Here is a 26,760-nt window from a genome sequence, read left to right as displayed (position 1 = left end):
GCGGTCCGGCGGTGTCCGCTCAGGGCAGGGCGATGCCGTCCAGTCTGCCCTGCTTGGCGTCGTCGACCAGCGACGAGAACTGGTCGGCGCTCATCTGCACGCGCTGACCGAAGTCGTCGGTCAGGACGATCCGCTGCGCCGCCGGGGCGTCGGGGTCGACGAACAGCTGGGGGCAGCCGCAGTCGCAGTTTCCGCAGAACGTCGCTACGGGCTCCAGGCCGTGAGGATCGGTCATACCGGTGCACCTTCCGTGGGAGACGGGTGACCGCGCCGGTGTCGGCACCGGCGGTCGTGGGGGAACTGACTGGGGGATACCCGGCACGGCGGCCGCGGACGCGTGCCTCGGCCGGGCACGGAGGCACGGCGGGCGGCCCCTGTGCGCCGGCGCTCCCGTGTCCGCTTCCGCTGCTCCGGTCCGGCGGGGGCGGCCGGGAACCGGACGGGCCGTTCGTCCGACCGTATGTGCGTGAAGTGTGGTGTGGATCACGCCCGTCGTGTTGAGTGGGGGGCCGCACCGGAATCCGTACCCACCGGCGATCACGGGAGCCCGGATGCAAGGATGAGGCGGCCATGACTGCAGGGTGGTGTTCTCGCACGGTACGGGCCGCGGTGTTCGCGGCCGTCTGCGTGCTGCTCGCCGCCCTCGGCCACATCCTGATGTCCGGGACCGCGGTGCCCTGGTGGGCCATGGCGGCGGGCGCGGCGGCGACGGGCGGCGCCGCCTGGTGGCTCGCCGACCGGGAACGCGGACCGCTCGCCGTCGTCTGCGTCGCCATGGCCGCCCAGACCGTACTGCACACGTCCTTCTCGCTCGCCCAGGCGACGGAGCGGCAGCGGTCCCCGGGCGACGAGTCCCTCGTGCGTCGGTGGCTGGACATCCTGCTGTGCCGGATGCCGTCCGGCCCGGGCGGGGAACACGGCGCCATGCCGACGTCCATGAGCATGAGCACCGCGGACCACGGCCGGCACGCCGGACACTCCGTGGCGGGCATGGACGCCATGCCCACCATGGACCCCGCGGGCCACGCCATGGGCGGCATGTCCTCGACCGGCATGCTCGCCGCACACCTGGTGGCCGCGCTGCTGTGCGGCCTCTGGCTCGCCCACGGCGAACGCGCCGTCTTCCGCATCCTGCGGTGCCTCGCCACCCGGCTCGTCGCGCCCCTGCGCCTGCTGCTCCGGCTGCCCGCGCCGCCGCACCGCCCGCGCGTCCGGGGGGCCCGCCGAGCGGCCTCGGACCGGGCACCGCGCCGTCTTCTCCTCGCCCATGCGATCACTTCTCGGGGTCCGCCCGCCGGGACCGCTGTCGTCTGACGACAGCAGGTTCCCCGAGGCCGCCGGCGAATCCGCCGAGCCGTCGAGCCGCCGGCGTCGCGCCTCGGGCACCGGCCGCGCGCTCCCGCGCCCGGCCGCCCACCTCTTGGCCGGTCCCACCGTGCCGCCGGCCCGTCCCCCACGGGCCGGCCCCGCCCGGAGACCGGGTCCACGATCCCGAGAAGGACAGACACAGGTGATCACTCCTGCCCTGCCCCCACCACGCCGGCAGCCGGGTACGTCCGCGAGGGAGGCGTCCATCACGGCCTGGGCACTCGCCGCGCGCACCGGCGACCCCGTCGCCGTCGACCGCTTCGTACGCGCCCTGCACCGGGACGTCCGCCACTACGTGACCTTCCTCGGCGCCGATCCGCAGAGCGCCGAGGACCTGACCCAGGACACCTTCCTGCGGGCCCTCGGCAGCCTGCACCGCTTCGAAGGCCGCTCCTCGGCCCGCACCTGGCTGCTCGCCATCGCCCGCCGCGCGGTCGTCGACAGCATCCGTTACGACTCCTCCCGGCCCCGCCTGGCCGCCACGGACGACTGGGAGTCGGCCGTGGAGCGCACCCAGCCGCGCGATCTGCCCGGCTTCGACGACGGCATCGCCCTCGCCGAACTGCTGGCCGCGTTGCCCGACGACCGCCGCGAGGCGTTCGTCCTCACCCAGCTGCTGGGGCTGCCCTACGCGGAGGCGGCCGACGTCAGCGAGTGCCCGATAGGGACGGTGCGTTCACGGGTCGCCCGCGCCCGTACGTCCCTGATCGAGTGGCTGAACGACGCCGAGCGCCCCGTGGCGGTGGCCGCCGCCGCGTGACGGCCGGTCCGGACGGCGGTGGGCCCGGATCACCGAGTGACCCGGGCCCACCCCGGCCGACGGCGTGCGGTCCTACGACGGTCTGTCCTGATGCCACCCGCGTGTCCTCGGTCCGGTCCCGGGCCGGGGACTTCGTGGAGGGCTTCGGCTACCGTCGGCCGCATGGCTGACGAGTGCTTCCGGCATCCACGGCTCGCCGCGGTGTACGACGCCCTCGACCCCGATCGCGGCGACCTCGACGCGTACGCGCGCATGGCCGAGGAGTTCGGCGCACGGCGGGTGCTGGACATCGGCTGCGGAACAGGGGTGTTCGCCCTGCTGCTGGCCGGCCGCGGTGTGGAGGTCGTCGGCGTCGACCCGGCCCGGGCCTCCATCGAGGTGGCTCGGGGCAAGGCGGGCGGCGACCGGGTGCGTTGGATCGAGGGCGACGCCACCTCACTGCCCGCGCTGCGGGTGGACCTGGCGACCATGACGGCGAACGCCCCCCAGGAGATCACCGACACACGGACGTGGCACGGGACGCTGAGGGGCGCCTACGCAGCCCTGCGCCCCGGCGGGCACCTGGTGTTCGAGACGCGGGACCCGGACCGGCGCGCCTGGGAGGAGTGGAACCCGCACCGGACCCACCGGGTCACGGAGATCCCCGGCGTGGGGGCGGTCGAGAGCTGGTGCCGGTTGGTGGAGGTGAGGTGGCCGCTGGTCTCCTTCCGCTGGACCTACCTCTTCGCCTCGGACGGCGAAGTGCTGACCTCCGACTCGACGTTGCGCTTCCGCGGGCGGCAGGAGGTCGAGGCGGACCTGGAAGCACAGGGCTACGTGGTGGAGGAGGTGCGCGACGCCCCCGACCGCGCGGGCAGGGAGTTCGTCTTCGTCGCACGACGCCCTGGGGGCGACCGGCCGTTCACCGGGAGCCCGACCCCACGCCGGGCCGGGTGACCCAGGAGCGGCAGCCCCCGGGAACCGGCAACCGACCGCGGCCCCTCACTGCCGGGCCACACCCATGACCCCGCGCCCCCGGGCACCCATCCTTGGCCCATGGCCCGACTTCAGCACACCGTGACGCTCGCCCCCGTGCCCCGCCCCTGGTTCGAGTCGTGCGTCACCACGCTCCACGACCTCGCGGAAGGCCTGGACGCCGAGGGACCGTGCCTGCGCCTGCCCGACGGGCGGCCGCTGCCCGGCCTGGTCCTGTCCGAGGGGAGCCACCTGCGTCCGGGCGCCCGCTACCGGCCGGTGAACGAGAAGGACGGGCAACCGGACGCCGACCAGGCAGTCACCGTCCTCTCCTGGGACCGTCACGGTGAGACGGCGCTGGAGGTCGTCACCCTCGACGACGACCCGGCACACCGCGCCGAGTCGACCTGCGTACTCGGGCTCGTGAACGCCGCACGCCCACGAGAGGCGTGGCTCTCGGCGACACTGCGGACCGGCGGGGAGAAGCGGTCGAAGTACCTCGGCGGCACCGTACGGCTGCACCTCGATCTGGGCGCATGGTGGCCGTCGGCGGCGAGCCGAGGTCGCCGCCCCCTGCCCGCGCCCCTGACCGGAGGCCTCACCCACGCACTCGCCCGCGCCACCGTGACGGTCGTACCGCGTCCGGCCCCCGACGGACACTGGCGGGTGACGGTGAAGGCGCGGGTCAGAGGCCGCTCCTTCGCCCGGCCCCTGCTCCCCGTCGCGATGGCCGTCATGGGGCGCCGCGCGCACAGGGCCTTCGCCGAGGCGCTGGACGAGGCGGCGCGGGAGTGGAACGGCCGGCTGCCCGCGCTGGTCCGCAAGGAAGGCGAGGAACTGCGTGCGGAGTTGACCGGTGCGCTGCTCGCCCCTTGAGGCATCCGCACGCCCCGTGCTCCCCGCCGGGTGACACCCCGTTAGGGTCCCGGAATGGACTCTGCAACCGTGCGCGGCGCCACGATCGACTACGACGACCTCGGTCCCTCGACCGGGTTCCCGATCCTCCTGATCCACGGGCACCCCTTCGACCGGACCCTGTGGGCGCCCCAGGTGACGGCGCTGACGGAAGCCGGCTACCGGGTCGTCACCCCCGACCTGCGCGGCTACGGCCGCAGCAGCGTGAGCACCGGCAAGGTGCTGCTCGCCGACTTCGCCGACGACCTCGCCGGGCTCCTGGACCACTTGGACATCGAGCGCGCGGTGGTCGGCGGCGTCTCCATGGGCGGTCAGATCACCATGGAGTTCCAGCTGCGTCACCCGGAGCGGGTGCGGGCCCTCGTCCTGTCCGACACCTCCGCGCCCGCCGAGACCGCCGAGGGCAGGCGGTTCCGCAACCGGCTGGCCGACCGGCTCCTCGCGGAGGGCATGGACGGTTACGCGCACGAGGTCATCGACAAGATGCTCGCCGCCTACAACGTCACCGCCATGCCGGACGTGGCCGCCCGCGTCCTGGAGATGATGTGCGCCACCGACCCGCGCGGCGCCGCGGCGGCACTGCGGGGGCGTGCCGAACGCCCCGACTACCGGGAGGTCCTGGCCGCCGTCGAGGTCCCGGTCCTGATCGTCGTGGGCGCGGACGACGTCTACACCCCCGTGGCGGAGGCCGAGTCCATCCGACGCCTCGTCCCGCACTCCACCCTCGCCGTCATCGACAAGGCCGGTCACCTGCCGGGTGCCGAGCAACCGGAGCGCTTCAACGCCGTACTGCTGGACTTCCTGGCCGCGCGGATGTGACCGCGTGCGGGCCGCCCGCCCGGGGATGTCAAGGTTTCCTTGACAAGATGCATGCTGTCAAGGAAACCTTGACAGCATGAATCACTCGACCCGCCCTGCCCCAGCCGTCCCCGCGGTCGCCACCCCCTTGCTCGCCGTGGTGACCGCCCTGATCGCACTGTCGACCTCACTCGCCGACGACCTCGGCACCCCGGCCTTCCTCGTCCTGGTCGCCGCGGACCTCCTGGTCGTCCTCGTCATGGGAGTACTCCTCTCCGCGTCCCTGACGAGGCACACCGCGGTCGGCCCCGACGCCGGGCGACTGGAGCGGGACCTGGAGAAGCTCGACGGCCTGGAGCCGCTGCGCACCGGCGAGGCGAAGGACGCGCGGCGGTGAGCGAAACCGAACTGCTCACGGAGGAGGAGATCCTGCGCATCAGGGAGGGCATCGCTGCCGCCGTACTCGATGCCCCGGACGGACTGGTCGAATCGCTGGAGCACGATCCCGAGGGCTATCTCCGCCTGGTGGCCGCCAGCCGCGTCGGCGCCGAGGAGACGAGCCGGCTGCTCCGCGAAGCGGTCCAGGGCGCGCGGGCCGCTGGGCATAGCTGGGACACCGTGGGCGGTGTTCTCGGCGTGAGCCGGCAGGCCGCGCAGCAGAGGTTCGCCGACAGGGGACCCGGTCCTGACGCGTCCGGTGCGGCGGAACGCCGGGTGCTGACCCCGCTGACCGCGTTCAACGAGATGCAGGCGCTCGCCGAAGCCGGCGCGGACGGCTGGCACGTGGTCGACTTCGGCCCGTTCTTCCATGTCGTGGAGAAGTCCGACCACCCCTGGGAACACCGCAGGGTTCCCTTCGCGGTCGGCGCCCGGCACCGCCGGATGGAGGAACAGGGGTGGACACAGGTCGGCTCCGGGGCCTTCCCGTGGCGCTACTACAAGCGCTCTGTCCGGCGCGCGCAGGGCGCACATGGTGAATGAGTGAGCCCTGGACGCGCCCCCGCGGCGGTACGGACAATGCGCAGTGGCCGTGATCACGCGGCGGGAGGCGCGGGGTCGTCCACCGCCGCCTTCCCGGGAAAGCAGGTCGATCGCCATGCTGTTGCGTCTGCCCACGTCCGTGTCCGAAGCGCAGGAGTGCATGGCCGAGGGAGCGGTGCCCATCGGCGGTGCCACCCTCGTGTGGGCCACCTGGCAGCGGGACGGCTTCCCGGAACTGGCCATGTCGCTGCGGAACCTGCCCGAGGCGACCGCGGTCGAACCCGAGGCATTGGGGGCGGCCGTGACACTGCACCGCATCGACGACCGCGTCCCCGAGGTGCTGCGCGGGGCGGCCGGCACGGTGGGCACCGGAGCGGTGCGCCGGACGGCCACGGTCGGTGGCAACCTCGTCGGGAGCAGCCTGCGCTGCCTGCTGCCCGCGGCCCTCGTCCTGGACGCCCGTGCCACGGTCCTGGGGCCGGACCGGGCCTACGAGACCGACCTCGCCGAGGTCATGGCGAAGCGTCACCTGCTGCTGGGCCTCGGCTGGCGCACCCCGATAGCCAGCGGCTACCGCAAGCGGTCCGCCGAAGCCGGCGGGCCGCCGCCCCTGGTCGTCGCCACCGCCGTGCACGCCGACGGCGAGGGGCGGCACCGCCTGCGGATCGCCGTCCGCGACGGCTACGAGGTCGTCAGCGAGAGCGCACCGTGCGACGCGGGCGCCGACGAGGTGCTCGGCGCTCTGGAACGTACGGACGTCGGCGCCCTGCCTCCCGGGGCCCGGGACGTGGTGCGTGAGCAGGTCGCCGACATCCTGGGCTCCCTCACCGACCGCTGACGCCACGGACGGCCGGGGGCCCGGCGGTCCGCGTCAGCCGTTGGCCAGCGCCTTGACGCGATCGAGCGTCCCGTTGAACTTGTCGTGGTCCCCGACGGTCGGCCCGGAGGAGGTGTACTGCCACATCGTGTGGACGTCCCAGCCGGCCGGGAGAGGGCCCACGGTCGAGGCGTACCGGGCGATCCACAAGGGGTTGGTCGAGCCGAAGCCGCTGTAGTCCCCGGTGCACTGCTTCCACCAGTTGGTGGAGGTGTAGATCACGGCCTGGCGGCCGGTGCGCTCCTTGTACCGGCCGAGGAAGTCCCGGATCCAGCCGACCATCTGACTCGTCGTCCTGCCGTAGCAGGTGTCCCCGTACGGGTTGTACTCGATGTCGAGCACGCCCGGCAGTGTCCTGCCGTCCTTCGACCAGCCACCGCCGTGGTCGACGAAGTAGTCGGCCTGGGCCGCGCCGCCGGCGCCGTCCGGGATGGCGAAGTGGTAGGCGCCGCGGATCATGCCGACGTCGTACGAACCGTCGTACTGCTGGGAGTAGTAGGGATTGCGGTACGACGTTCCCTCGGTGGCCTTCGTGTAGGCCCACTTCACCCCGCTGCTCCAGAGGGTCGGCCAGGCGACGTTGCCCTGATGGCTGGAGACGTCCACACCCTCCGTCTGGGTGACGCGAGTGGCGGCGGGCCGCCCCTGGACCCCCTCGTGGGCGAGTACGCCGCTGCCCATGTAGGCGGTACCGCGGACGGGCGTTCGCGTGTCGTCGGCCGACGCGGGGGCCGCGGACAGGGAGAGCAGGAGCGACTGGGAGGCGAGGAGGACGCCTGACGTGAGCAGGCGGCGTGAGTGGCTGGACGCCACGGCTATGGGTCTGCGCATGGCACCCATCCGATCCGCTGTCGCGCCCGACCGCATCCCACGGGCGCCCAGACGGTGTTGGGCGCTGGGCTGCCGAGGGGCCGGCCCCCGCCGTCCATGGCGTTTGAACGCGTTCAAATCTGGGATACGCTCGGTCGTGCGAAGACATGAGGAGGGGGAGGGAGCGTCCCATGAAGATCGTGATCCCCGGGGGGACCGGGCAGGTCGGTACGGTGCTGAGGCGCGCGTGGACCGCCGCCGGCCATGAGGTCGTCGTGCTCACCCGGCGGCCGCGGCGGCCCGGCGAAGTCCCGTGGGACGGCCGGACGCCGGGGGAGTGGGTCAAGGAGGTCGACGGCAGCGACGTGGTCGTCAACCTGGCCGGCCGCAGCGTGAGCTGCCGCTACACCCCCGGCAACCTGAAGGCGATGATGGACTCGCGCGTGGACTCCGCGCGCGTCGTCGGCGAGGCGATCTCGGCAGCCGCCGAACCGCCCCGCGTCTGGCTGCAGATGAGCACCGCCACCGTCTACGCCCACCGCTTCGACGCGCCCAACGACGAGGCCACCGGCCTGCTCGGCGGAGCCGAACCCGGAGTTCCCGACTACTGGTCCTACAGCGTCGACATCGCGAAGGCGTGGGAGCGCGAACAGGAGCGGGCCGACACCCCGCACACCCGCAAGGTGGCCCTGCGCTCCGCCATGGTGATGAGCCCGGACCGGGGCGGAGTCCTGGACGTCCTGCTGTGGCTGGCGCGACTGGGGCTCGGCGGCTCCGTCGCGGGCGGTGCGCAGTACGTGTCCTGGATCCACGACCAGGACTTCGTCCGCGCGGTCGACTTCCTCGTCGGCCACGACGACCTCACCGGCCCCGTGAACCTCGCCGCGCCGGTTCCGCTGCCCCAGCGCGCGTTCATGCGCGCCCTGCGGAAGGCGTGGGGCATGCCGGTGGGCCTGCCCGCGACGCGGTGGATGGCCGAACTCGGCGCCCTCGTCCTGCGCTCGGACACCGAGTTGCTCCTCAAGAGCCGGCGCGTCGTCCCCGGCCGGCTGCGCGAGGCGGGATTCGCCTTCGACCACCCCGAGTGGCCCGACGCCGCCGACGACCTCGTACGACGGGTGCGCGTGGACCGGCAGGGAAGGCGGCGGCCCGGACGGCCGAGCCGGCGCACTCCGCCGCCGGGCGCCGGCGGACCGACACCCTGAGCGGAAGGGCGCCCCGCGAGGCACCCCTCTGTGCCGAGCCGACGCCGTCAGCTTCCCCGTTCACCGCGGCGTGCCTCCCGGGCCCCGCGCACCAGGACGGCCAGGCCCCCACGGCCACGACGAGGGCGAGCACGCCCAGCAGCGCACGGTCGGAGGCGGCGTCCCCGAGGTGGGACAGGCCCTGCTCCCGCGCGAACTCCGTGTCCACGCCCATCGGCGACGGCGGCGCCCCGTCGAAGAGCAGGAACACCGCGCCGGGGGCGATGAACATCGCCCAGCCGAGCAGTGACGTGGAGTACGGGCGCGACGGGCCCGGTCGTACCGGCCGGCCACGCAGCCAGTGCCGCCGGCCCAGGTCGAACCGGTCCCACAACGCCGCCGGCACGAACATCGGCACGGCCATGCCCAGGGCGTACACCGCGAGCAGCGATCCACCGCGCCAGGGGTCACCGCCGACCGCGGCCACCGTCGGCACGCTGCCGAGGACGGGGCCGGCGCAGAAGCCGGCCGGCCCGTACACCGCGCCCAGCGCCGTCACGGACAGCGCCGAGCCGGACCGGCGCGCCCCGGCGGACTGCTGCAGACGGCGCGAACCGAATCCCAGGCCCAGCCAACGCGCCCCCGGAAGGGACGTATGCGGAAGCCGCCCTACGTACCCGCCCCGCACACCCGCCCCCGAGTCGACCGACGCGACTAGGGGATGGGCACCGCCTGGCCCGTGACCCGTGTGCGGGGATCCCGCGGGCTCACGTCGATGAGCAGGTCGCTGGGGCGGCCCATGTCCTCTCCCTGGCGGATCGCGACCGTGCCGGGGCGGGCGACCAGGCCCAGTTCGCGGAGGTACCCGCCGAACGCGGCGGCAGCCGCTCCCGTCGCAGGGTCCTCCACGACACCGCCGACGGGGAACGGGTTGCGGGCGTGGAAACGCTCCGGCGACTCGCGCCACACCAGGTCCACCGTCGTCCAGCCGTGTTGCCGCATGACCTCGGCGAGCCCGTCGAAGTCATAGTCGAGGTCGGCCAGTCGGGCCCGGGTCGCCGCGGCGAGCACCAGGTGGTCGTTGCCGCCGAACGCCACGTGCGGGGGAAGGGCGGGGTCCAGGTCGTCCGGAGCCCAGCCGAGGGCCCGGAGCGTCGCGTCCAGCTCCGTGGCGAGAGCCGGGCGGGAACGCGTCGGCACACTGGTGAGGGTGGCCCGCACCGCGCCGGCGTCGTCGGCCGCGGTGGACACGGGGATCTCGCCGGCGGGCGTGTCGAGGAGGATCTCGCCGGGTCCCGTCCGCTCGGCGAGGGCGACGGCCAGCGCGACCGTGGCGTGCCCGCAGAACGCCACCTCGGCGAGCGGACTGAAGTAGCGGACCCGGAACCGCCGCGTCGCCGCGTCGCCGCCGGTGACGAAGGCGGTCTCGGAGTAGCCCACCTCGGCGGCGATCGCCCGCATCGCCGTGGCGTCGAGCCCAAAGGCGTCGAGGACCACCCCCGCCGGATTCCCGCCCGCCGGGTCGTGGGTGAAGGCGGAGTAGCGCAGGATCCCGGTCTCGTTCGTCGGCTCGGAACGGTCTGTCACGTCGCTCGTTCCCGTCACGTCGGTGCTCATGACCCCCACGCTGCCACCCGGTACCGATCGTGTCCAACGATCGAACTCGATACTTCCCATCGGAAAAATGCATAGGCTGGCCGCGTGGACACCCGACTGCTGACGACCTTCACGACGCTCGCCCGCACGGGCAGCTTCACCGCCGCCGCCACCGAACTGCACCTGGCCCAGTCCACCGTCACCGTGCACATCCGCACCCTTGAACGGGACCTCGGCGTCCGGCTCTTCGACCGCCTGCCCACCGGTGCGCTGCTCACCGACACCGGTCACCGGCTCCTGGAGCGGGCCGAGGAGGTACTCGACACCGTGGCGCGGTTGCGCGCCGCGGGCGACGACGCCGGAGTCGTGTCGGGGCGGGTGGTGGTCGGCAGCCCGGAGTCCCTGTGCGCGAGCCGCCTGCCCGGCGTCGTCGCGGCCCTGCGGACGAGCCACCCCGAGGTCGACGTCCACCTGTACGCGGCCGGGACCGCGGAGTGCCTCGAAGGGCTGAGGTCCGGACGGCTCGACCTGGCTCTGCTGCTGGAGGAGGAGACCGAGTTCCCCGACGTGACGGGCGAACCCGTCGCTCGCGAGCCGCTCGCCCTCGTATCCGCTCCCGGGCACCCCCTTGCCGCACGGGAGCACGCGGCGAGCTGGCCGGAACTGGCGGCGGAGAGTTTCTTCCTCCTGGAGGAGGGCTGCTCCTACAGTGACGCGCTGGCGCGGCGGTTGCTCGACGTTCCGGGCGGGCGGCCGAGGCTGACCCGGTTCGGGAGTGTGGACGCGGCGCGCAACTGCGTGGCGGCGGGGCTGGGGTTGACCCTGCTGCCGCTGACCACCGTGGCGGAGGAGCTGCGCCGGGGGCGGCTGGTACGGGTCGACGGACCGCGCTTCCCCGACGTGCCGGTGCGGCTGGCCCGGCACCGCCGGCGGTGGGCGGCACCGGCCGCACAGGAGGTCGCGCGGGCACTCGTGCGGTACCTGGGTGACTGAGGCGGAGCCCGCGCCGTCGTCAGACGTTGCCGGGCGTGAAGCGCACCGGCAGCGACCGCGGCCCCCGGGTGAACACGCCGCGCTCCACCACGTCGAATCCCTCGGCCGGCCGCAGGGCGGGCATGGCGTCCAGCAGCTGCCCGACCCCGATCTCCACCTCGGCCTTCGCCAGCAGCGCCCCGACGCAGAAGTGCCGGCCGAGGGCGAAGGCGACATGGTCGGCGGCGGCCGAGAAGGCGGTCGTCGTGGTCAGGTCGTCGCGGAGGATGTCGAAACGGTCCGGATCGCGGTAGCGGCTCCCGTCCCGGTTGGCCGCGCCGATCAGACAGGTGACGGTGGCTCCGGCCGGTACGGTGCCGCCGCTGAGCTCGACCTCGGTCGCCGACTGGCGCATGATCATGTGGACGGGCGGCGTGTAGCGGAGCGTCTCGGCGAAGGCGCGGGCGATCAGGCTCCGGTCCTCGCGTACGGCCGCCAACTGCTCGGGGTGGGCCAGCAGGTTGGCGAAGATGCTCGCGATCGCCTTGTCCGTGGTCTCACCGCCCGCCGCGAGCAGCAGGCTGCAGAACGCCTTGATGTCCTCGTCGCTCATCCGGACCCCGTCGACCTCCGCGGCACACAGGGTGGACAGCAGGTCGTCGCCGGGCTTCTCGCGGCGCTCCTGGATGACCGGGAACATGTACTCGGCGAACTCCACCCGGGTGCGCGCGCCGGCCGCGGCGACCTCGGGGTCGCCCGCGAGGTTGCCCAGGAAGGCGATGACCGACGTGTACCAGCCGTGGAACCGGTCGTGGTCGGCCGTGTCCAGGCCCAGCATGTCCGCGATGACGTTGACGGGGAAGCGCGTCGCGTAGTCGGTCACCAGATCGGCGCGGCCGGTGTGCCGGAACGCGTCGATGAGCTCACGGGAGTTGCGCTCGATCACCGGCAGGAACCTCTCCCGCAGATCGGTCCCGCGGAAGGCCGGGGCGACCAGGGCGCGCCGGACCGCGTGTTCGCGACCGCTCAGCTGAAGGATCGTCCTGCCGTGCACGGGCTCGATCTGCCAGTCGTAGTTCTCGGTCGTGAACTGCCCGTTGCGGTCCTTGAAGACGCGTTCCACGTCCTCGTAGCGCGAGACGATCCAGCTCCCCGTGGCCTCGTGCCACAGGAGCGGCGCGCTCTCCCGCATCACCCGGTAGGCCGGATAGGGGTTCGCCGCGAACTCGGGGGAGAGGATGTCGGGGACCTGCCGCGCGGTGGACATGTGACTCCTCGGTCGACAACGGCCGTACCGCACCAGGCTATTGACGACGCGCCGACCCCGACAGACCGCCCCGCCCCCCCGCCTCGGCCGGTGCCGGCGGCCGGGGCGGAACCGCGCTGGTGCGCGCCCCGGCGCTTCGACGCCCGACGCGGGACGGGGCGGGCGTCAGTCGAAGGGGGTGAGGAAGTCCCGGGTCCGCAGCGGCCGGTCGACGATGCGGGTGTCGCCGATCCAGCCGTAGAAGCCCTGTCCGAACGCCTCGTCGAACTGGGTGGCGCCGAGCACGAAGGGCTTGCCGAGGGTGGCGATGCCGGTCGAGGGCGCCGCCGGATTGCGGGCGATCTTCGAGCCGTCCACGTACATGACGGTACGGCGGCCGTCGTTCACGACGGCGATGTGCATCCAGCGGCCCACCGGCACGGCGTGGCTCCACGAGGTGGGATCCGCGTCCTGGCGGTGGGGGTAGACGACGAACTGCAGGAACCGCTCCGGGGACAGGTTGAGGCTGCACGTGGGCTCCAGCGGGGACCACCCGGTGGTCTTGCCGGCGTCCCCGTTGCGCCCCTCCCAGCTGAGGATGCCCATCCAGCTGTGATCGCCCTCGAAGGGTTCGGGGAGTCGCACGAAGGTCTCGATGGTGTATCCGCGCGGGAACTTCTCGCTGTTCAGCGGAGCCTTCGACCCCGTACGGAGGACGGCCCCGCGGTCCGGCGTCTTGCCGCCGTCGAACCGGAGGCTGGCGTGCGCGGGCTGCCCGGGATGGTGGTCCGGCGACCAGGTGAGCGCCTCCGGGCCACTCGCGTGCAGTCGGCCGACGGTGAGGTCGTTGCCGTGGCCGGACAGGTCGCGCACGACGGAACCGTCCGTGACCGGGGCGCCGTCCGGGGCGGTGGTCATGCCGGAGGTGTCGAACCGCCAGTACGCGACCGTGCCGCGCGGCATCACCGCGGAGGCGGGGCGGGGCTTGGGCACCGCGACGGGGGAGAAGCCCCGGAAGCGCTCGTCGAAGTCGATGCTCAGGCTGAACCGGTCGGCGGGGCCGGTCAGTTCGACCGTCTCGGCCTCGAGCGGCGCACGCCGCTCGGGATCGCGGGCCAGGAACCACGGCGCGAACGTCTCCACGTCGATCACTCCACGCACCAGGTCGAACCCGTAGGTGCGGATCATGCCGGCGCCGCCGTAGTAGCGGTCCTGGTAATTGGTGATGTGGACGTGGACATCGTTGTCGGCGTCGTTGGTGAGAACCGTCCGGCCGGGCGGCCAGTAGTGCCCGCCCAGAGCCAGGAAGATCTGGTCGTTGCCGCGCACGAGGCCGTCCCACAGTCGCTGTCCGTGGCCCGAGAGGGACGCCGAGCCGTCCTCCTCCGCCCAGGCGAGGTCGTGCGTGGTGAGGACGGCGGGCAGGGTCGGGTGCGCGTCGAGCACGCCCTGCGCCCAGCCCAGCCCCTTGTCGGAGATCCGCCAGTCCAGGGCGAGGACCAGCCACTCGCGGCCCGCGGCGCGCAGGACGTGGTAGCTGTTGTAGCCGTCGGGCGAGGCGCCGCGGAAGGTCGGCATCGAGGCGTAGCGCCGGGGCCCGAACTCCCTGAGATAGGCGGAGTCGCCGCGCTGGTCGTCCGTCGACGAGGCGATGTCGTGGTTGCCCGCGAGCACGCTGTAGGGCACCTTGCCGTGCAGGGTGCGGAAGGTCTGGGCAGCCCGCCGGATCTCGTCCTCGGTGCCGTGCTCGGTGACGTCGCCGAGGTGGGTCATGAAGGCGATGTTGGCCTCGGACCGGTCGGCGGCGAGGTAGCGGAAGGTCTCCCGCAGTGGTGCCGGGTCGCTGCTGTCGGCGTCGAAGAGGTACTGCGTGTCCGGCAGGACGGCCAGCGTGAAACGCGGGCTGTCGGAGTCGAACCGCCTGCCGCCGGCCGACTCCGCGGCCCGCGCGGGTACCGCGTCCAGGGCCGCGACCGCCGCCGTGGCCACCCCGCCGGCCACGGCCGCTCTCAGTACCGTGCGTCTGCCGGGGCTCTCGTGCTGTTCCGCCGTGCTCATGAGGTCTCCAGAAGCGTGAAGTTCACCGTGCGCGGCTCACGGTGCTCAGCGGCCGTGACCTCGTGGCGACGGTGAGCTGAACGCCGCATGGTGCGCGGCGGGCTACTGGAGTGGCCGGTGCCGCGGGAGCCGGCCCGGAGGGTGGCCCGGCTGCGGCAGGGCTGCTGAGGGAGCACGGACCGAGGGCGGCGGCGTGGCGAGGTCCATGCCGACCGCCTGCTCGGGGGGCCGGCGCCCCTGACAGACTGCTGGCGTGTCGTTCGCCCGTCCTCAGGAGGATTCCGTCATGCCCGAGCAGCCGCTGGACCGTGTCGCCCGGTACGAGCGACGGTTCAACACGCTCTTCGCGGAGTACTTCGACACGCTGGGCACGACGTTGGACGCCCCGAGGTTCAGCCGCTTCACCCCGGACTGCCTGGAGCTGCTGCGCGACCTGTCCCTGCGTGGCGGCAAGCGCATGCGGGTCGTGCTGCTCCACGAGGCCGCGCGCCTGGTGAGTGACGAGCCGGTCGAAGGGCTGGACGCGGCCGCGCTGAGCGTCGAACTGCTCCAGACCCACGGCCTGGTGCACGACGACCTCATCGACGACAGCGCCACCAGGCGGGGCGGCCCCACCACCTACTACGCCTACCGGGAGCGGTTCCCCCGGCACCCGCGGGCGGCCCTCGGGCTCACCGTCCTCGCGGGTGACCTCGCGCTGGCCCTCTCGCTCCGCGTACTCCTGGACGCCGACCTCCCGGTCGAGGTGCGTCAGGCCATGGTCGAGGTCCAGACACGCGCCGCGACCGACACGTTCGTGGGCCAGATCATCGACCTGGAGCGCGACTTCGCTTCCGACGTCCCGGACGACGAGGTCCTGCACAACGTGGCCGACCACAAGTCGGCCCGCTACTCGGTCCTCGCCCCCCTGTACCTCGGACTCCTGGCCGCGGGCGGACAACCGGCCTCCTACGACACGGAGTTGCGTCGCTACGCGCGACTGGTCGGCATCTGCGGGCAGATGCGCGACGACTACCTGGACCTGTTCGGCGACGAGGCCGCGATGGGCAAGCCGACCGGCACCGACATCCGCGAGGGCAGGCACAGTTACACCGTCGCCCGCCTGCTGTCAGTCGTGAGCGGCGCCGAGCGCGCCGTCGTCGAAGAAGCGCTGGGCAACCCCGCCTGCACGGCGGAGACCGTCGCCGCGGTCCGCGAGATCGGAGAGCGCCGTGGTGTCGCCGACCGGATGCGTGCGGACATGCGCGAGTACGCCGAGCAGGCCCGCCTGGTGGCCGAGGGCTGGCGTCCGCGGTGGCGCGAGGAGGCGGTCGCCTTCTTCGAGCGTCTGCCGCGGTGGAGCGTCGAACGGACCGGGTGAACCGGGAAAACCCTGGCCTTGCCGCGGCTCGCGGGAAGGAGCCGAAGCAAGGGAAGGGAATGACATGGCGGTACTGGTCCTGTCCGGTGTCCTCGTGCTCGTCGTCGGCGGGTGTGTCTGCGTCGTGTGGGCGGCGCGGGGCGGTCCGCGCTGGGTGCGCGCGGTGTCCGCCGTGACCCTGGCGGTGGGCGAACTGGCGCGCACTTCGAAGAGCGCCGGCCGACGTGGGGGCGGGGGAGACGACTAGGGGGGTCGTTCGGATCAGGTCGGCTCCAGGTGACGGCGCCTTGCGGCATGGCCGAGCGGGGCCCGGTGCGTGCAGCCGCAAGGCGGAGGAGGGCGACAGGGCGGAGGCCTGGCAGCCGACGACAACGCCGTAGACGTACGTGCCAGAGCCCGCGACCCCGGCAAGATCCCAACGGCACACCCCGGGGCTCGTCCGGCGGATCGGGCCGCGGGAGAGCGACGGCGTCCGGCCCGACCGAACCGGACCGTCTGACACCTGTTCCCCATGTCGCTCAAAGGGTGATTCGGGATCTTCCGCCCCGGCCATCCGGTCATGCTCTGACCGGTGCGCCGTTGACCAGGCGCATCGGTGACGACGCGATCCCTGGGGGAGAAGCATGACGCACTCGACGCGACGGGGTTCGGGCCTGGACGGCCAGGCCGTGCTGCTGGTCGCCGGACTCGCCGATCTGGCGGTGAGCACGATCGGTTCGGCGGTGGGCGGGCTGCGCGGGCTCCTCGGTCGCTCGGACACCGCCGACCTGGTGCGGGAGGCGGAGCAGGATCTCCAGGCCCGGGGCAGGCTGGCCCTGGACCGGTGCACCAACGTGCCGCCCGCCCACCTGGAGGTACTCGCCCAGCATGTGCGGGCGCGGCGGGCCGCCGACGGCAGCGATGTCTGACGCCTGGGACCCCGCCGCCTTCAGAACCCGTGTCGACGGTGTCCTGCGGAGCTTCCTGGACGAGGAGGCCGGCCACCTCGTGGCCGTCGACGACGCGCTCGCGCCCGTGGCCGAGCAGCTGCGGAACGCGGCCGGGCACGGCAAACGGCTGCGAGCGGCCTTCTGCTACTGGGGCTGGCGGGCGGCCGGACAGCCCGACAGCGACGCGATGGTGCGGGCGGCGGCCGCCATGGAGCTGGTGCACGCCGCGGCCGTCGTCCACGACGACCTCATCGACGACAGCGCACTGCGCCACGGTCTGCCCACCGCCCACGTCGCCCTGGAGGCCGTACTGACCCGGGACGGCCGCCGCCGGGCCCGCGGAGCCGCCCGGTCCCTGGCCATGCTGGTGGGCGACCACCTGATGGCCCTCGCGGGGCAGCTGTTCGCCACCAGCGGTCTCCCCGCCGCCTACCTCGCCCGCGCCCGGGGCCTGTGGGCCGCGCTCGCCCGCGAACTCATCGCCGGTGAGTGCCTGGAGATCCTGCACACCGGCGGTCGGCCGGACACCGGAACCTCCCTGAAGGTGGTCCGGTACAAGACCGCCAAGTACACCGTCGAGCACCCCCTGCTCATCGGCGGCCTGCTCGCCGGCGCCCCCACCGCGCTGCGGGACACCTACTCCGCCTACGGCCTGCCGCTCGGCGAGGCCTTCCAGCTCCGCGACGACCTGCTCGGCCTGTTCGGCGACCCGGCGCACACCGGCAAGGCGGGCCTGGACGACCTGCGCGCCCACCGGCCCACCGCACTGCTGGCCGAGACCTGGCGGGCCGCCGACGCGACCCAACGCGAGCGGCTGGGCCACCTACTGGGCCGCAGCGACCTGGACGGAGACCACCTGCGCGAGGTACGCGACCTCATGCTGGAGCTGAAGGCGCCGCAACAGGTCGAGCGGATGATCGTCGCCCGCGTGGAGCGGGCCACCCGCGCCCTGGACACCGCCGGGACACCACCGCGGGCACGCCGGGCACTGCGCGAGCTCGCACAGCGGGCCACCGACCGCATCCACTGACGAGGAGACCGCGATGACCTACACCGAGACGTCGATGGACGCACTGCGCGGCGGCGGCGACGAACTGGCCGACGCCGTCGTCGCCACCCTTTTCGAGCGGGGCGAGGTCGGCAAGTTCAACTCCCTGATGCGCTACGTCTCCACCACCGGCCAGGAACTGCCGGAGGGCCTTCCCGGGGTGGCCCGGGAGTATCTGCGGGTGACGGCCGCCCCACCGGACTGGGTGGACTGGGCCGAGATGGAGAAGGCTCGCCTGTTCTTCATCGACAACAACGTGCACATCTCCACCGCGCTGTCGTTCGCGTCGATGCCCGCCTGCTACGTCGTCCCGCACGTGGCCAAACTGCTGTCGGCCACCCACGGGCTGAGCTATCCGTCCAAACGGATGGCGGAGACCGGCCAGTTCACCGTCTACCTCATGCAGCCGGACGCGTTCGAGGCCGGCGGGCGCTTCATCCCCGCCGCCCAGAAGGTACGCCTGCTGCACGCCGCCATCCGCCACCACCTGAAACGGGAGAACCGCTGGGACGCCGACACCCTCGGCGTACCGATCTGCCAGGAGGACATGATCGGGGGGCAGATGTTCTTCTCCCTCCTCGTCCTGGACAGCCTGCACCGCCTCGGCATCCACATGTCCGCGGAAGGAGCGGACGCCTACTTCTACGCCTGGCGTGTGGTCGGCGCCATCCTCGGCGTCGACCAGTCGGCCGTCCCCACCACGCTCGACGAGGGGCGCCAGTTCCTCGACCTGTACATGCTGCGCCACATGGGCCCCTCCGAGGAGGGCGCCCATCTGACGCGGCAGCTGATCGACCTGTACGAGGAAGTGGTCCCCGGCACCCTCTTCGACCCCGTCGTCTCGGCCCTGATCCGCTACCTCGTCGGCGACACGTGCGCCGACTGGCTCGACGTGCCCCGCACCACCTGGGACACCCTCGTGAAGGCCGCCCCGCGTCTCCTCGGCGTCCTGGAGACGATCGAGGACCACTCACCCGTGGGCGCGTGGGCGCTGGACCGGCTCGGGCACCTCACCACGATCCTCGAACTGTCCTCCCTCACCCGCGGACGCGTCATGCACTACGCCATCCCCGAACAACTGAGGAAGGACTACGGCGTCTCCGGTGGCGCCGCTCGCACCCGCCGCTGGACCCCGCCGCCCGCGACCGTCTCCTGAGTCACGGTGCCACGTGCGCGGGCGCGGTGACCCCGAGGAAGACCGCGTCAAGCGATGGAGGCCGAGATGACCGCGGAAACGGCCAGGTTGCAGGAGGCCGTCACCCACACCGCGGGGTGGGGCTCCGGCTCGACCAGCGTCGCGCCCAGCCGCCCCGGGGTGATCAGGTCGACCACCAGGAAGGCCACGGCCATCATCACGAGCCCGAGAAGCCCGAACGCCGCGGTGGACACCAGGCCCTTGCCGAAGTCCTCGTACGTCGTCCAGATGGAGGTGAACACGATGCCGCCGATGCCGAGCAGCGCGGAGCTGAGCACCATGGCCGCGTTGCGGTTGCGCTGCTCCCAGATCTGCCGGCCGAGCTTTCCGGGCGTCAGCACGTCGACCAGGACGATGCCGAGGACCAGGAGGACCAGGCCCAGGCCGCCGTAGGCGGTGGCACGGCCGAGTCCGTTGACGATGTCGCTCATGGGGTTGCCGGCTCCGTAGCGTGAGTGATCGTGGTCGAGGCGCTGCAAAATGTAGCGCACCCGTTCGGCCCCTTGGCCCTCGCGGTCCGACAATCCGGGAACCCGGCCGAACGTGGAGTCAGGAGGCCGCCGCGAGCGCGCGGTTGCGGCGCACCGACGACCAGAAGGAGGCGCCGATCAGGATCACGCCGATGAGTCCGGTGATGATCTCGTTGATCTCGTACTGGATGGTCACCAGGAGGACGGCGGCGAGGGCGCCGATGGCGTAGTGGGCGCCGTGCTCCAGGTAGACATAGTCGTCGAGGGTGCCCTGGCGGACCAGGTAGACGGTGAGGGACCGGACGTACATGGCGCCGATACCGAGGCCGAGGGCCATCAGGACGATGTCGTTGGTGATGGCGAAGGCGCCGATGACGCCGTCGAAGGAGAAGGACGCGTCCAGGACCTCCAGGTAGAGGAACATGAAGAACGCGGCCTTGCCGGTGAGGGCGACGGCCGACCGGGGCTTGCCGGCGCGTTCGGCCTCTTCCTCGGCCGCGTGTTCGCGCTCCCCCTCCCGTTCGAGCTTGTCCTCGAAGTAGCCGGAGAGCCCGCCGACGACCATGTAGGTGATCAGCCCGGCGACCCCTGCGAGCAGGACCGTCTGCGTCTTGTCGACGTGGGTGCCGCCGTGCTGGTGGGCATGGGCGCCGACGGTCATCGCCGCGACGAGCAGCACGATCAGGGCGATGCAGACCGACAGCATGTCGACCCTGCCGAGCTTGGCCAGCGGGCGCTCCAGCAGGCCCAGCCACTTGATCTCCCGGTCCGTGAGGACGAAGTCGAGGAAGATCATCAGGAGGAACATGCCGCCGAAGGCGGCGATCGACGGATGGGCGTCCGTCACCAGCTCCTGATAGCGCTGCTTGTCGGTGAGCGCCAGGTGGACCGCGGACCACGGGCTCAGCCGGGCGCTGATCGCCACGATCACCACCGGGAAGACCAGGCGCATGCCGAAGACGGCGATCAGGATGCCGATGGTGAGGAAGATCTTCTGCCAGAAGGCGCTCATCTTCTTCAGGATCCCGGCGTTGATCACCGCGTTGTCGAAGGACAGCGAGATCTCCAGCACGGCGAGGATGGCCACGAGGCCGAAGGCGGTCCATCCCTCGTACAGCACTCCCGCGGCCAGGCCCAGGGCAGTGACGGCGAAGGCCCAACGGAACGTCTTCAACAGCACGGGCTGCTCACTCACTCCTTGGTCGCGGTGTGCCGGTATGCGGCATTCCTTGCCAGTGCCCCCCACCGACGTTGTCTACCACGATCGTTCGCCGCCACCGGGCAGCCCGGGCACGGCACCCGACGGTCACCGAAATGGATCGGTTCGTTTCCTTGAGAGGTTCGTGTTTACGGGAGTAGGTTCACCGCCATGACCGCATCCCGGGACCCGGCCGCACCCTCGGAACTGCGCGGGGCCGGCCTGCGTGTGACCGCCGCCCGTGTCGCGCTGCTCGAGACCGTCCGGCAGGGCGATCACCTCGGCGTCGAGGCGATCGCGTCCGGGGTGCGCCGGCGCGTGGGCCACGTCTCCCTCCAGGCCGTGTACGAGGGTCTGCACGCGCTCACCGCGGCCGGACTCGTGCGCCGCATCCAACCGCCCGGCGGCCCGGCGCGGTTCGAGGGACGGGTGGGGGACAACCACCACCACGTCCTGTGCCGGTCCTGCGGTGCGCTCGCCGACGTCGACTGCGCCGTCGGCGAGGCGCCCTGCCTGACCGCCTCCGACGACCACGGCTTCTCGATAGACGAGGCCGAGGTCATCTACCGGGGCCTGTGCCCCGACTGCTCCACCACCGGCAGTTCCCCAGCACCTTGATCCGCCCCGTTCGGAAGGATTCCCCTCCCATGTCCGAGAACCACGACGCCATCGTGACCGACGCGAAAACCGAGGAGACGGGCGGCTGCCCGGTCGCCCACGGACGCGCCCCGCACCCCACGCAGGGAGGCGGAAACCGCCAGTGGTGGCCGGAGCGGCTCAACCTGAAGATCCTGGCCAAGAACCCCGCCGTGGCCAACCCGCTCGGTGAGGAGTTCGACTACGCCGCGGCGTTCGCGTCGCTCGACCTGCCGGCCGTGAAACGGGACATCGCCGAGGTACTGACCACCTCGCAGGACTGGTGGCCCGCCGACTTCGGGCACTACGGCCCGCTGATGATCCGTATGGCCTGGCACAGTGCCGGCACCTACCGCATCAGCGACGGCCGCGGCGGCGCCGGCGCCGGGCAGCAGCGGTTCGCGCCGCTCAACAGCTGGCCGGACAACGGCAACCTCGACAAGGCCCGCCGCCTGCTGTGGCCCGTCAAGAAGAAGTACGGCCAGAACATCTCCTGGGCCGACCTGCTGGTCCTCACCGGCAACGTCGCCCTGGAGCAGATGGGCTTCGAGACCTTCGGCTTCGCCGGTGGCCGCGCCGACGTCTGGGAGGCCGAGGAGGACGTCTACTGGGGCCCCGAGACGACCTGGCTCGACGACGAGCGCTACACCGGCGACCGCGAGCTGGAGAACCCGCTCGGCGCGGTCCAGATGGGCCTGATCTACGTCAACCCGGAGGGCCCTAACGGCAACCCGGACCCGATCGCCGCCGCCCGCGACATCCGTGAGACGTTCCGCCGCATGGCGATGAACGACGAGGAGACCGTCGCGCTGATCGCCGGCGGACACACCTTCGGCAAGACCCACGGAGCGGGCCCGGCCGACCACGTCGGCGACGACCCCGAGGCCGCCGCCATGGAGGAGATGGGCCTGGGCTGGAAGAACACCTACGGCACGGGCAAGGGCGGGGACGCCATCACCTCCGGCCTGGAGGTCACCTGGACCACGACCCCGACCCAGTGGGGCAACGGGTTCTTCAAGAACCTCTTCGAGTACGAGTACGAGCTGGAGCAGAGCCCCGCCGGCGCCCACCAGTGGGTGGCCAAGGACGCCCCGGAGATCATCCCCGACGCGCACGACCCGTCGAAGAAGCACCGCCCGAAGATGCTCACCACCGACCTGTCGCTGCGCTACGACCCGGTCTACGAGCCGATCTCCCGCCGGTTCCACGAGAACCCGGAGGAGTTCGCGGACGCCTTCGCCCGCGCCTGGTACAAGCTCACCCACCGTGACATGGGCCCGAAGTCCCTGTACCTCGGCCCGGAGGTCCCCGAGGAGACCCTGCTCTGGCAGGACCCGCTGCCCGAGCCCGAGGGCGAGGCCATCGACGCCGAGGACATCGCGACCCTCAAGACCAAGCTCCTCGAGTCCGGTCTGTCCGTCTCGCAGCTGGTGTCCACCGCGTGGGCCTCGGCGTCCACCTTCCGCGGCAGCGACAAGCGCGGCGGTGCCAACGGCGCCCGCATCCGCCTGCAGCCGCAGCGCGGCTGGGAGGTCAACGAGCCCGACGAACTGGCGCAGGTCCTTCGGGTCCTGGAAGGCGTCCAGCAGCAGTTCAACTCCGGCGCCGGAGCCAAGAGGGTGTCCCTGGCCGACCTGATCGTCCTCGGCGGTACCGCCGCCGTCGAGAAGGCCGCCAAGGAAGCCGGCTTCGAGGTGGAGGTTCCCTTCGCCCCGGGCCGGGTGGACGCGACGGAGGAGCACACCGACGCCGAGTCCTTCGAGGCCCTGGAGCCGACCGCCGACGGGTTCCGCAACTACCACGGCAAGGGCAACCGCCTGCCGGCCGAGTTCCTGCTGCTCGACCGGGCGAACCTGCTCACCCTGAGCGCGCCCGAGATGACCGTCCTGATCGGCGGGCTGCGCGTGCTCGGCGCCAACTACCAGCAGTCCCAGCTCGGCGCCCTCACCCGGACGCCCGGCTCGCTGACCAACGACTTCTTCGTCAACCTGCTCGACCTGGGCACGACGTGGAAGTCGACGTCCGAGGACCAGACCACGTTCGAGGGCCGCGACGCCGCCACGGGCGAGATCAAGTGGGCCGGCAGCCGCGCCGATCTGGTCTTCGGCTCCAACTCCGAGCTGCGGGCGCTCGCCGAGGTCTACGCGAGCGACGACGCGAAGGAGAAGTTCGTGCACGACTTCGTCGCCGCCTGGGTCAAGGTCATGAACCTCGACCGTTTCGACCTGGTCTGATCCGCCGGCGTCCGGGCCGGCCGGTCCACCCGACCGGCCCGGACGCCCCGGACGCCCCGGTGCTACGCCGTCCCGCGGAAGGTGTTGCGATACGCGCGCGGTGACACACCGAGGACCTCACGGAAGTGCTGGCGCATCGCGGTCCCGGTGCCGAATCCGGAACGGGCGGCGACGCGGTCGACCGGCTCGTCGCTGCGCTCCAGCAGCCGCCGGGCGTAGTCGAGACGCTGCCGGCCGAGCCACTGCATGGGCGTCACCCCGGTCTCCTGCCGGAACCTCCGGTTGAGGGTCCGCACGCTCATCGCCGACTGCCGGGCGAGCTCTTCGAGAGTGAGGGGCTCGCCCAGCCGCTGGAGCGCGTACGTGCGGGCGGCTGCCGTCGAGGAGTCGTCCACCTGCCGGATCGGCCGGTCGATGTACTGCGCCTGACCACCCTCGCGATGGGGCGGTACCACCGTGCCGCGTGCCACCGTGTTCGCCACCTCCGCCCCGTGGTCGTCACGGATCATGTGCAGGCACAGATCGATCCCGGCCGCGACACCGGCCGAGGTGAGCACACCCCGGTCGTCGGTGTAGAGCACGTCCGGATCGACGTCGACCTCCGGGTACAACGAGGCCAGTTCGGCGCACGACTTCCAGTGCGTGGTGGCCCGGCGCCCCTCCAGCACACCGGCCGCGGCCAGCACGAACGAACCGGTGCAGATGGACGCCAGCCGGGCCCTCGCCGGAACCCGCGCCAGGGCCGCGCGCACCGGCGCGGCGAGCCGCCCCCGCTCCTGCGGCCCGTAGTCCTCCACGGCCGCCGGCACGACCACCGTGTCGGCGCACTCCAGGACCTCCGGACCGTGGGGGACGTTGATGCTGAAGTCCGTGTCGGTGGCCACCTCGCCCGGCGCGGACGCGCACGTCAGGACCGAGTACAAGGGCCGCCCGCCGTCGTCGGCGGCCGTCCCGAACAGGCGGTGCACGATCCCCAGCTCCATGGGCAGCAGTCCGGGACGTACGAACACCACCACCCGGTGCACCGCTTCGACCGTCGTGTTTCGCATGACCAGATTCTTTCACTCGCTGTCCATCCGGCCAGTGGTTTGCGTCCCGCGCCCGGCGAAGGGTGGGACGCATGCGCTACCCGACCCCGCACCCCCGCGCCCTCCACGGACACCGCGCCTGGTGGGTGGCAGCCGTCACCGGAATCGCGATCGTCGTCGCCGGTGCCTTCTCCACCATGCCCGGCATCCTCCAGGGCCCGCTGCAGCGCGACTTCCACTGGTCCCGCGGCTCCATCGGCCTCGCCGCGTCGCTGAACATGGTCCTGTACGGCCTCACCGCCCCGTTCGCCGCCGCACTGATGGACCGCTTCGGCATCCGGCGGATCGCCGTCACCGCCCTGGGCGTGGTCGCCGGGGGAGCACTCCTCACCACCGTCATGGCCGCCGCCTGGCAGTTCACCCTCTTCTGGGGCCTCCTCGTCGGCCTGGGCACCGGAGCCCTGTCCATGACCCTCGCCACCACCGTGGCGAACCGCTGGTTCACCGAGCGACGCGGCCTGGTCACCGGCATCCTCGCCTCGGCCGGTGTCCTCGGCCAGATGGTCTTCCTGCCCGCCCTGTCCTGGACCATCGACCGCTACGACTGGCGCCCGGCCCTGGCCACCCTCGCCCTCGCCGCACTGGCCACCGCGCTCCTCGTCCGGCTCGCCCTGAGCGACCACCCCGCCGACAGCGGCCGACGCCCCTACGGCAGCCCCGTCTTCGTCCCCAAGCCGCCACCCGCCCCCGGCGCCGCGCGCCGCGCCGTCACCGTCCTCGGCCACGCGGCCCGCACCGCCCCCTTCTGGCTGCTCGCCGCCGCGTTCGCCGTCTGCGGGGCCTCCACCAACGGCGTCATGTGGACCCACTTCGCCCCCGCCGCCCACGACCACGGGATGCCGGTCACCACCGCGTCCACCCTGCTCGCCCTCATCGGTGTCTTCAACGTCGCCGGCACCGTCGCCGCGGGATGGCTCACCGACCGCGTCGACGCGCGCAGGCTGCTCGCCGTGGTCTTCACCCTGCGCGGTCTCCTGCTGGTGGCGCTGCCCGTGATCATGAGCGCCACCGTGACGCCGCCGATGATGGCCTTCGTCGTCCTCTTCGGCCTCCTCGACCTCGCCACGGTGCCGCCCGTCATCGCCCTGTGCCGCCGGTTCTACGGCGACGACAGCGCCATCGTCTTCGGCTGGACCAACGCCGCCCACCAGGTCGGCGCGGCACTGGCCGCCTTCCTCGGCGGCGTCGCCCGGGACACCTTCGCCGGCTACGACCCCGTCTGGATCGTCCTCGGCGCGGCATGCGCCGCGGCGGCCCTCCTCGTCCTCACCGTCCGCCGTACCGGGCCGCGCGCGACCGCGGCGCCCCTGCCGGGGCGAAAAGCGGTGGCCGCCGGGGGACGCGATGCTGAGATGGCGTGATGCGGAGCGAGACGGAGACTCCGGTGGTCGTGGACCGGGGGCGGTACCAGGACACGGTGACTCCCTGGGAGGACGAGGCCTGGCGGACCGAGGCCCTCGGCTGGGCGGAGGGCGCGCTCGCCGCCCGCGGCCTGCGGGCGACGGGGGAGCGGCGGGTACGGCTGCGGCCCTGGTCCGTGCTGGTGCGGCTGTCCGTCGAGGGGCACGGCGCGGTGTGGTTCAAGGCGAATCCGCCGGCCAGCGCCTTCGAGGGCCCGCTGACCGCGGCCCTGGCCCGCTGGGTGCCGGAGCACGTACTGGAGCCGCTGGCGGTGGACACCGACCGCGGCTGGTCGCTGCTGCCCGACGGGGGACCGCTGTTGAGGAACGTACTCGACAAGAAGCCCAGCGGTCCCGGCGCCTGGGAGGAACCGCTGCGCCAGTACGCCGCCATGCAGCACAGGCCCGCGAGCGATACGGGCCGCACGTACTGCCGCGGCTGCGTGACGCCTACCTGGAGCCGTGGACGGGCGGCGGCCGGAGCACGGCGGAACTGCGGCGTGCGGTGAGCCTCGCGTGGCGGCTGAGTGCCCTGAGCCGGGCCGGCGCCTACGGCAGGCTGTTCCCCACCGCGCACGGCGCCGCCGGTGCCGCGGTGACCGGGGAGGGCGCCCGCTGCCTGCTGGAACTGCTCGACGAGCCGCCGGTCCAGACGCCGTTGTCAGTGGCGGATGCGAGGCTGC

At 72.5% G+C, this 26,760-nt stretch carries 26 protein-coding genes and 2 pseudogenes; 19 read left to right on the top strand and 9 right to left on the bottom strand.

Translation table 11 applies throughout. The features are described 5' to 3' along the window. Positions 1 to 19 precede the first annotated feature (19 nt). On the bottom strand, positions 20 to 235 hold the full coding sequence (locus ACIQ6R_RS15340) for a hypothetical protein (RefSeq protein WP_404221614.1): 216 nt from the start codon (positions 233 to 235) through the stop codon (positions 20 to 22). Between the two features lie 335 nt (positions 236 to 570). On the opposite strand from ACIQ6R_RS15340, the gene ACIQ6R_RS15335 reads away from it, so the two are divergent. The 8 genes from ACIQ6R_RS15335 (at position 571) to ACIQ6R_RS15300 (ending at position 6,614) form a co-directional block, all read left to right on the top strand. Beyond that, on the top strand, positions 571 to 1,314 hold the full coding sequence (locus ACIQ6R_RS15335; RefSeq protein WP_404221612.1) for a hypothetical protein: 744 nt from the start codon (positions 571 to 573) through the stop codon (positions 1,312 to 1,314). A gap of 196 nt (positions 1,315 to 1,510) precedes the next feature. Next, positions 1,511 to 2,128, top strand: a complete 618-nt coding sequence (locus ACIQ6R_RS15330; protein WP_404178611.1) for a sigma-70 family RNA polymerase sigma factor — start codon at positions 1,511 to 1,513, stop codon at positions 2,126 to 2,128. Between the two features lie 162 nt (positions 2,129 to 2,290). Beyond that, the gene (locus ACIQ6R_RS15325) at positions 2,291 to 3,064 is read left to right on the top strand and encodes a class I SAM-dependent methyltransferase (protein ID WP_404178614.1); all 774 of its coding nucleotides are present in this window, start codon (positions 2,291 to 2,293) and stop codon (positions 3,062 to 3,064) included. Between the two features lie 99 nt (positions 3,065 to 3,163). Further along, on the top strand, positions 3,164 to 3,958 hold the full coding sequence (locus ACIQ6R_RS15320) for a hypothetical protein (RefSeq protein WP_404178617.1): 795 nt from the start codon (positions 3,164 to 3,166) through the stop codon (positions 3,956 to 3,958). Between the two features lie 54 nt (positions 3,959 to 4,012). Then, positions 4,013 to 4,816: an alpha/beta fold hydrolase gene (locus ACIQ6R_RS15315; RefSeq protein ID WP_404221610.1), complete on the top strand. Its 804-nt coding sequence runs from the start codon at positions 4,013 to 4,015 to the stop codon at positions 4,814 to 4,816. Positions 4,817 to 4,892: 76 nt separating this feature from the next. After that, entirely contained in the window at positions 4,893 to 5,192 is a 300-nt protein-coding gene (locus tag ACIQ6R_RS15310) for a hypothetical protein (RefSeq protein ID WP_404221608.1), read from the top strand. Then, on the top strand, positions 5,189 to 5,776 hold the full coding sequence (locus ACIQ6R_RS15305) for a hypothetical protein (protein WP_404178626.1): 588 nt from the start codon (positions 5,189 to 5,191) through the stop codon (positions 5,774 to 5,776). Before ACIQ6R_RS15310 ends, ACIQ6R_RS15305 begins: the two co-directional genes overlap by 4 nt. 115 nt (positions 5,777 to 5,891) lie before the next feature. Next, entirely contained in the window at positions 5,892 to 6,614 is a 723-nt protein-coding gene (locus tag ACIQ6R_RS15300) for an FAD binding domain-containing protein (protein WP_404221606.1), read from the top strand. Between the two features lie 33 nt (positions 6,615 to 6,647). On the opposite strand, the gene ACIQ6R_RS15295 is transcribed toward ACIQ6R_RS15300, so the two are convergent. Continuing rightward, the gene (locus ACIQ6R_RS15295; protein WP_404221604.1) at positions 6,648 to 7,484 is read right to left on the bottom strand and encodes a lysozyme; all 837 of its coding nucleotides are present in this window, start codon (positions 7,482 to 7,484) and stop codon (positions 6,648 to 6,650) included. 170 nt (positions 7,485 to 7,654) lie between these two features. On the opposite strand from ACIQ6R_RS15295, the gene ACIQ6R_RS15290 reads away from it, so the two are divergent. After that, complete coding sequence (locus ACIQ6R_RS15290) at positions 7,655 to 8,668, top strand: TIGR01777 family oxidoreductase (protein ID WP_404221602.1); 1,014 nt, start codon at positions 7,655 to 7,657, stop codon at positions 8,666 to 8,668. Between the two features lie 103 nt (positions 8,669 to 8,771). Here the strand turns inward: ACIQ6R_RS15290 and ACIQ6R_RS15285 are convergent. Together ACIQ6R_RS15285 and ACIQ6R_RS15280 are read right to left on the bottom strand one after the other, a co-directional pair. Beyond that, positions 8,772 to 9,287 (bottom strand): annotated as a pseudogene (locus tag ACIQ6R_RS15285) (cytochrome c biogenesis CcdA family protein); the annotation flags it as partial. A gap of 74 nt (positions 9,288 to 9,361) precedes the next feature. Next, positions 9,362 to 10,264, bottom strand: coding sequence for a PhzF family phenazine biosynthesis isomerase (locus ACIQ6R_RS15280; protein ID WP_404221600.1), 903 nt, complete (start codon positions 10,262 to 10,264; stop codon positions 9,362 to 9,364). A gap of 84 nt (positions 10,265 to 10,348) precedes the next feature. Here ACIQ6R_RS15280 and ACIQ6R_RS15275 point away from each other — a divergent pair, with 84 nt between their 5' ends. Continuing rightward, positions 10,349 to 11,236: a LysR family transcriptional regulator gene (locus ACIQ6R_RS15275; protein ID WP_404221598.1), complete on the top strand. Its 888-nt coding sequence runs from the start codon at positions 10,349 to 10,351 to the stop codon at positions 11,234 to 11,236. A gap of 19 nt (positions 11,237 to 11,255) precedes the next feature. Here the strand turns inward: ACIQ6R_RS15275 and ACIQ6R_RS15270 are convergent, their stop codons facing one another. Continuing rightward, positions 11,256 to 12,482, bottom strand: coding sequence for a cytochrome P450 (locus tag ACIQ6R_RS15270; protein WP_404221596.1), 1,227 nt, complete (start codon positions 12,480 to 12,482; stop codon positions 11,256 to 11,258). A 165-nt stretch (positions 12,483 to 12,647) separates the two neighbouring features. After that, positions 12,648 to 14,519, bottom strand: coding sequence for a LamG-like jellyroll fold domain-containing protein (locus ACIQ6R_RS15265; protein WP_404221594.1), 1,872 nt, complete (start codon positions 14,517 to 14,519; stop codon positions 12,648 to 12,650). Between the two features lie 286 nt (positions 14,520 to 14,805). On the opposite strand from ACIQ6R_RS15265, the gene ACIQ6R_RS15260 reads away from it, so the two are divergent. The 5 genes from ACIQ6R_RS15260 to ACIQ6R_RS15240 all read left to right on the top strand — a co-directional run bounded on the left by ACIQ6R_RS15260 (position 14,806) and on the right by ACIQ6R_RS15240 (position 19,012). Further along, positions 14,806 to 15,879: a polyprenyl synthetase family protein gene (locus ACIQ6R_RS15260; RefSeq protein ID WP_404221592.1), complete on the top strand. Its 1,074-nt coding sequence runs from the start codon at positions 14,806 to 14,808 to the stop codon at positions 15,877 to 15,879. A 64-nt stretch (positions 15,880 to 15,943) separates the two neighbouring features. After that, positions 15,944 to 16,126 (top strand): hypothetical protein, encoded by a 183-nt coding sequence (locus tag ACIQ6R_RS15255; RefSeq protein ID WP_404221590.1) that lies wholly within the window; start codon positions 15,944 to 15,946, stop codon positions 16,124 to 16,126. A gap of 376 nt (positions 16,127 to 16,502) precedes the next feature. Further along, on the top strand, positions 16,503 to 16,787 hold the full coding sequence (locus tag ACIQ6R_RS15250; RefSeq protein ID WP_404178655.1) for a polyprenyl synthetase: 285 nt from the start codon (positions 16,503 to 16,505) through the stop codon (positions 16,785 to 16,787). Next, a complete protein-coding gene (locus ACIQ6R_RS15245; protein ID WP_404221588.1) occupies positions 16,780 to 17,838 on the top strand; it encodes a polyprenyl synthetase family protein in 1,059 nt (352 codons plus the stop codon). Before ACIQ6R_RS15250 ends, ACIQ6R_RS15245 begins: the two co-directional genes overlap by 8 nt. 13 nt (positions 17,839 to 17,851) lie before the next feature. Next, positions 17,852 to 19,012 (top strand): oxygenase MpaB family protein, encoded by a 1,161-nt coding sequence (locus ACIQ6R_RS15240; RefSeq protein ID WP_404221586.1) that lies wholly within the window; start codon positions 17,852 to 17,854, stop codon positions 19,010 to 19,012. A 47-nt stretch (positions 19,013 to 19,059) separates the two neighbouring features. Here the strand turns inward: ACIQ6R_RS15240 and ACIQ6R_RS15235 are convergent, their stop codons facing one another. Both ACIQ6R_RS15235 and ACIQ6R_RS15230 read right to left on the bottom strand, forming a co-directional pair. Next, complete coding sequence (locus tag ACIQ6R_RS15235; RefSeq protein WP_055421381.1) at positions 19,060 to 19,482, bottom strand: DUF350 domain-containing protein; 423 nt, start codon at positions 19,480 to 19,482, stop codon at positions 19,060 to 19,062. A gap of 118 nt (positions 19,483 to 19,600) precedes the next feature. Beyond that, entirely contained in the window at positions 19,601 to 20,701 is a 1,101-nt protein-coding gene (locus tag ACIQ6R_RS15230) for a DUF475 domain-containing protein (RefSeq protein ID WP_404221583.1), read from the bottom strand. 189 nt (positions 20,702 to 20,890) lie between these two features. On the opposite strand from ACIQ6R_RS15230, the gene ACIQ6R_RS15225 reads away from it, so the two are divergent. Both ACIQ6R_RS15225 and katG read left to right on the top strand, forming a co-directional pair. Beyond that, the gene (locus ACIQ6R_RS15225) at positions 20,891 to 21,337 is read left to right on the top strand and encodes a Fur family transcriptional regulator (RefSeq protein WP_404178667.1); all 447 of its coding nucleotides are present in this window, start codon (positions 20,891 to 20,893) and stop codon (positions 21,335 to 21,337) included. A 29-nt stretch (positions 21,338 to 21,366) separates the two neighbouring features. After that, positions 21,367 to 23,589 carry a catalase/peroxidase HPI gene (gene katG / locus ACIQ6R_RS15220; protein WP_404221580.1) on the top strand — a complete coding sequence of 741 codons (2,223 nt, stop codon included), beginning with the start codon at positions 21,367 to 21,369 and terminating at the stop codon, positions 23,587 to 23,589. A 62-nt stretch (positions 23,590 to 23,651) separates the two neighbouring features. Here katG and ACIQ6R_RS15215 read toward each other — a convergent pair whose 3' ends face one another. Next, the gene (locus ACIQ6R_RS15215) at positions 23,652 to 24,638 is read right to left on the bottom strand and encodes a GlxA family transcriptional regulator (protein ID WP_404178673.1); all 987 of its coding nucleotides are present in this window, start codon (positions 24,636 to 24,638) and stop codon (positions 23,652 to 23,654) included. A 71-nt stretch (positions 24,639 to 24,709) separates the two neighbouring features. On the opposite strand from ACIQ6R_RS15215, the gene ACIQ6R_RS15210 reads away from it, so the two are divergent. Continuing rightward, positions 24,710 to 26,038, top strand: a complete 1,329-nt coding sequence (locus ACIQ6R_RS15210; RefSeq protein WP_404221577.1) for an MFS transporter — start codon at positions 24,710 to 24,712, stop codon at positions 26,036 to 26,038. After that, positions 26,038 to 26,726 (top strand): annotated as a pseudogene (locus tag ACIQ6R_RS15205) (hypothetical protein); the annotation flags it as partial. The gene ACIQ6R_RS15210 and the pseudogene ACIQ6R_RS15205, both read left to right, overlap by 1 nt. Between the last annotated feature and the right edge of the window lie 34 nt (positions 26,727 to 26,760).

Source organism: Streptomyces sp. NPDC096048 (assembly GCF_044763415.1).
GTDB lineage: Bacteria > Actinomycetota > Actinomycetes > Streptomycetales > Streptomycetaceae > Streptomyces.
The sequence above is the reverse complement of the archived record's forward strand: the minus strand, read 5'-3'. Positions and strand labels throughout refer to the sequence as shown.

Excerpts from the sequence above, each read along its gene's own strand:
- ACIQ6R_RS15320 (WP_404178617.1), top strand. The coding sequence starts at position 3,164 with ATGGCCCGACTTCAGCACACCGTGACGCTCGCCCCCGTGCCCCGCCCC.
- ACIQ6R_RS15210 (WP_404221577.1), top strand. The coding sequence starts at position 24,710 with ATGCGCTACCCGACCCCGCACCCCCGCGCCCTCCACGGACACCGCGCC.
- ACIQ6R_RS15270 (WP_404221596.1), bottom strand. The coding sequence starts at position 12,482 with ATGTCCACCGCGCGGCAGGTCCCCGACATCCTCTCCCCCGAGTTCGCG.
- katG (WP_404221580.1), top strand. The coding sequence starts at position 21,367 with ATGTCCGAGAACCACGACGCCATCGTGACCGACGCGAAAACCGAGGAG.
- ACIQ6R_RS15260 (WP_404221592.1), top strand. The coding sequence starts at position 14,806 with ATGCCCGAGCAGCCGCTGGACCGTGTCGCCCGGTACGAGCGACGGTTC.
- ACIQ6R_RS15250 (WP_404178655.1), top strand. The coding sequence starts at position 16,503 with ATGACGCACTCGACGCGACGGGGTTCGGGCCTGGACGGCCAGGCCGTG.
- ACIQ6R_RS15215 (WP_404178673.1), bottom strand. The coding sequence starts at position 24,638 with ATGCGAAACACGACGGTCGAAGCGGTGCACCGGGTGGTGGTGTTCGTA.
- ACIQ6R_RS15340 (WP_404221614.1), bottom strand. The coding sequence starts at position 235 with ATGACCGATCCTCACGGCCTGGAGCCCGTAGCGACGTTCTGCGGAAAC.
- ACIQ6R_RS15335 (WP_404221612.1), top strand. The coding sequence starts at position 571 with ATGACTGCAGGGTGGTGTTCTCGCACGGTACGGGCCGCGGTGTTCGCG.
- ACIQ6R_RS15295 (WP_404221604.1), bottom strand. The coding sequence starts at position 7,484 with ATGCGCAGACCCATAGCCGTGGCGTCCAGCCACTCACGCCGCCTGCTC.
- ACIQ6R_RS15300 (WP_404221606.1), top strand. The coding sequence starts at position 5,892 with ATGCTGTTGCGTCTGCCCACGTCCGTGTCCGAAGCGCAGGAGTGCATG.
- ACIQ6R_RS15315 (WP_404221610.1), top strand. The coding sequence starts at position 4,013 with ATGGACTCTGCAACCGTGCGCGGCGCCACGATCGACTACGACGACCTC.
- ACIQ6R_RS15245 (WP_404221588.1), top strand. The coding sequence starts at position 16,780 with ATGTCTGACGCCTGGGACCCCGCCGCCTTCAGAACCCGTGTCGACGGT.
- ACIQ6R_RS15255 (WP_404221590.1), top strand. The coding sequence starts at position 15,944 with ATGGCGGTACTGGTCCTGTCCGGTGTCCTCGTGCTCGTCGTCGGCGGG.
- ACIQ6R_RS15235 (WP_055421381.1), bottom strand. The coding sequence starts at position 19,482 with ATGAGCGACATCGTCAACGGACTCGGCCGTGCCACCGCCTACGGCGGC.
- ACIQ6R_RS15325 (WP_404178614.1), top strand. The coding sequence starts at position 2,291 with ATGGCTGACGAGTGCTTCCGGCATCCACGGCTCGCCGCGGTGTACGAC.
- ACIQ6R_RS15225 (WP_404178667.1), top strand. The coding sequence starts at position 20,891 with ATGACCGCATCCCGGGACCCGGCCGCACCCTCGGAACTGCGCGGGGCC.
- ACIQ6R_RS15240 (WP_404221586.1), top strand. The coding sequence starts at position 17,852 with ATGACCTACACCGAGACGTCGATGGACGCACTGCGCGGCGGCGGCGAC.
- ACIQ6R_RS15265 (WP_404221594.1), bottom strand. The coding sequence starts at position 14,519 with ATGAGCACGGCGGAACAGCACGAGAGCCCCGGCAGACGCACGGTACTG.
- ACIQ6R_RS15310 (WP_404221608.1), top strand. The coding sequence starts at position 4,893 with ATGAATCACTCGACCCGCCCTGCCCCAGCCGTCCCCGCGGTCGCCACC.
- ACIQ6R_RS15290 (WP_404221602.1), top strand. The coding sequence starts at position 7,655 with ATGAAGATCGTGATCCCCGGGGGGACCGGGCAGGTCGGTACGGTGCTG.
- ACIQ6R_RS15280 (WP_404221600.1), bottom strand. The coding sequence starts at position 10,264 with ATGAGCACCGACGTGACGGGAACGAGCGACGTGACAGACCGTTCCGAG.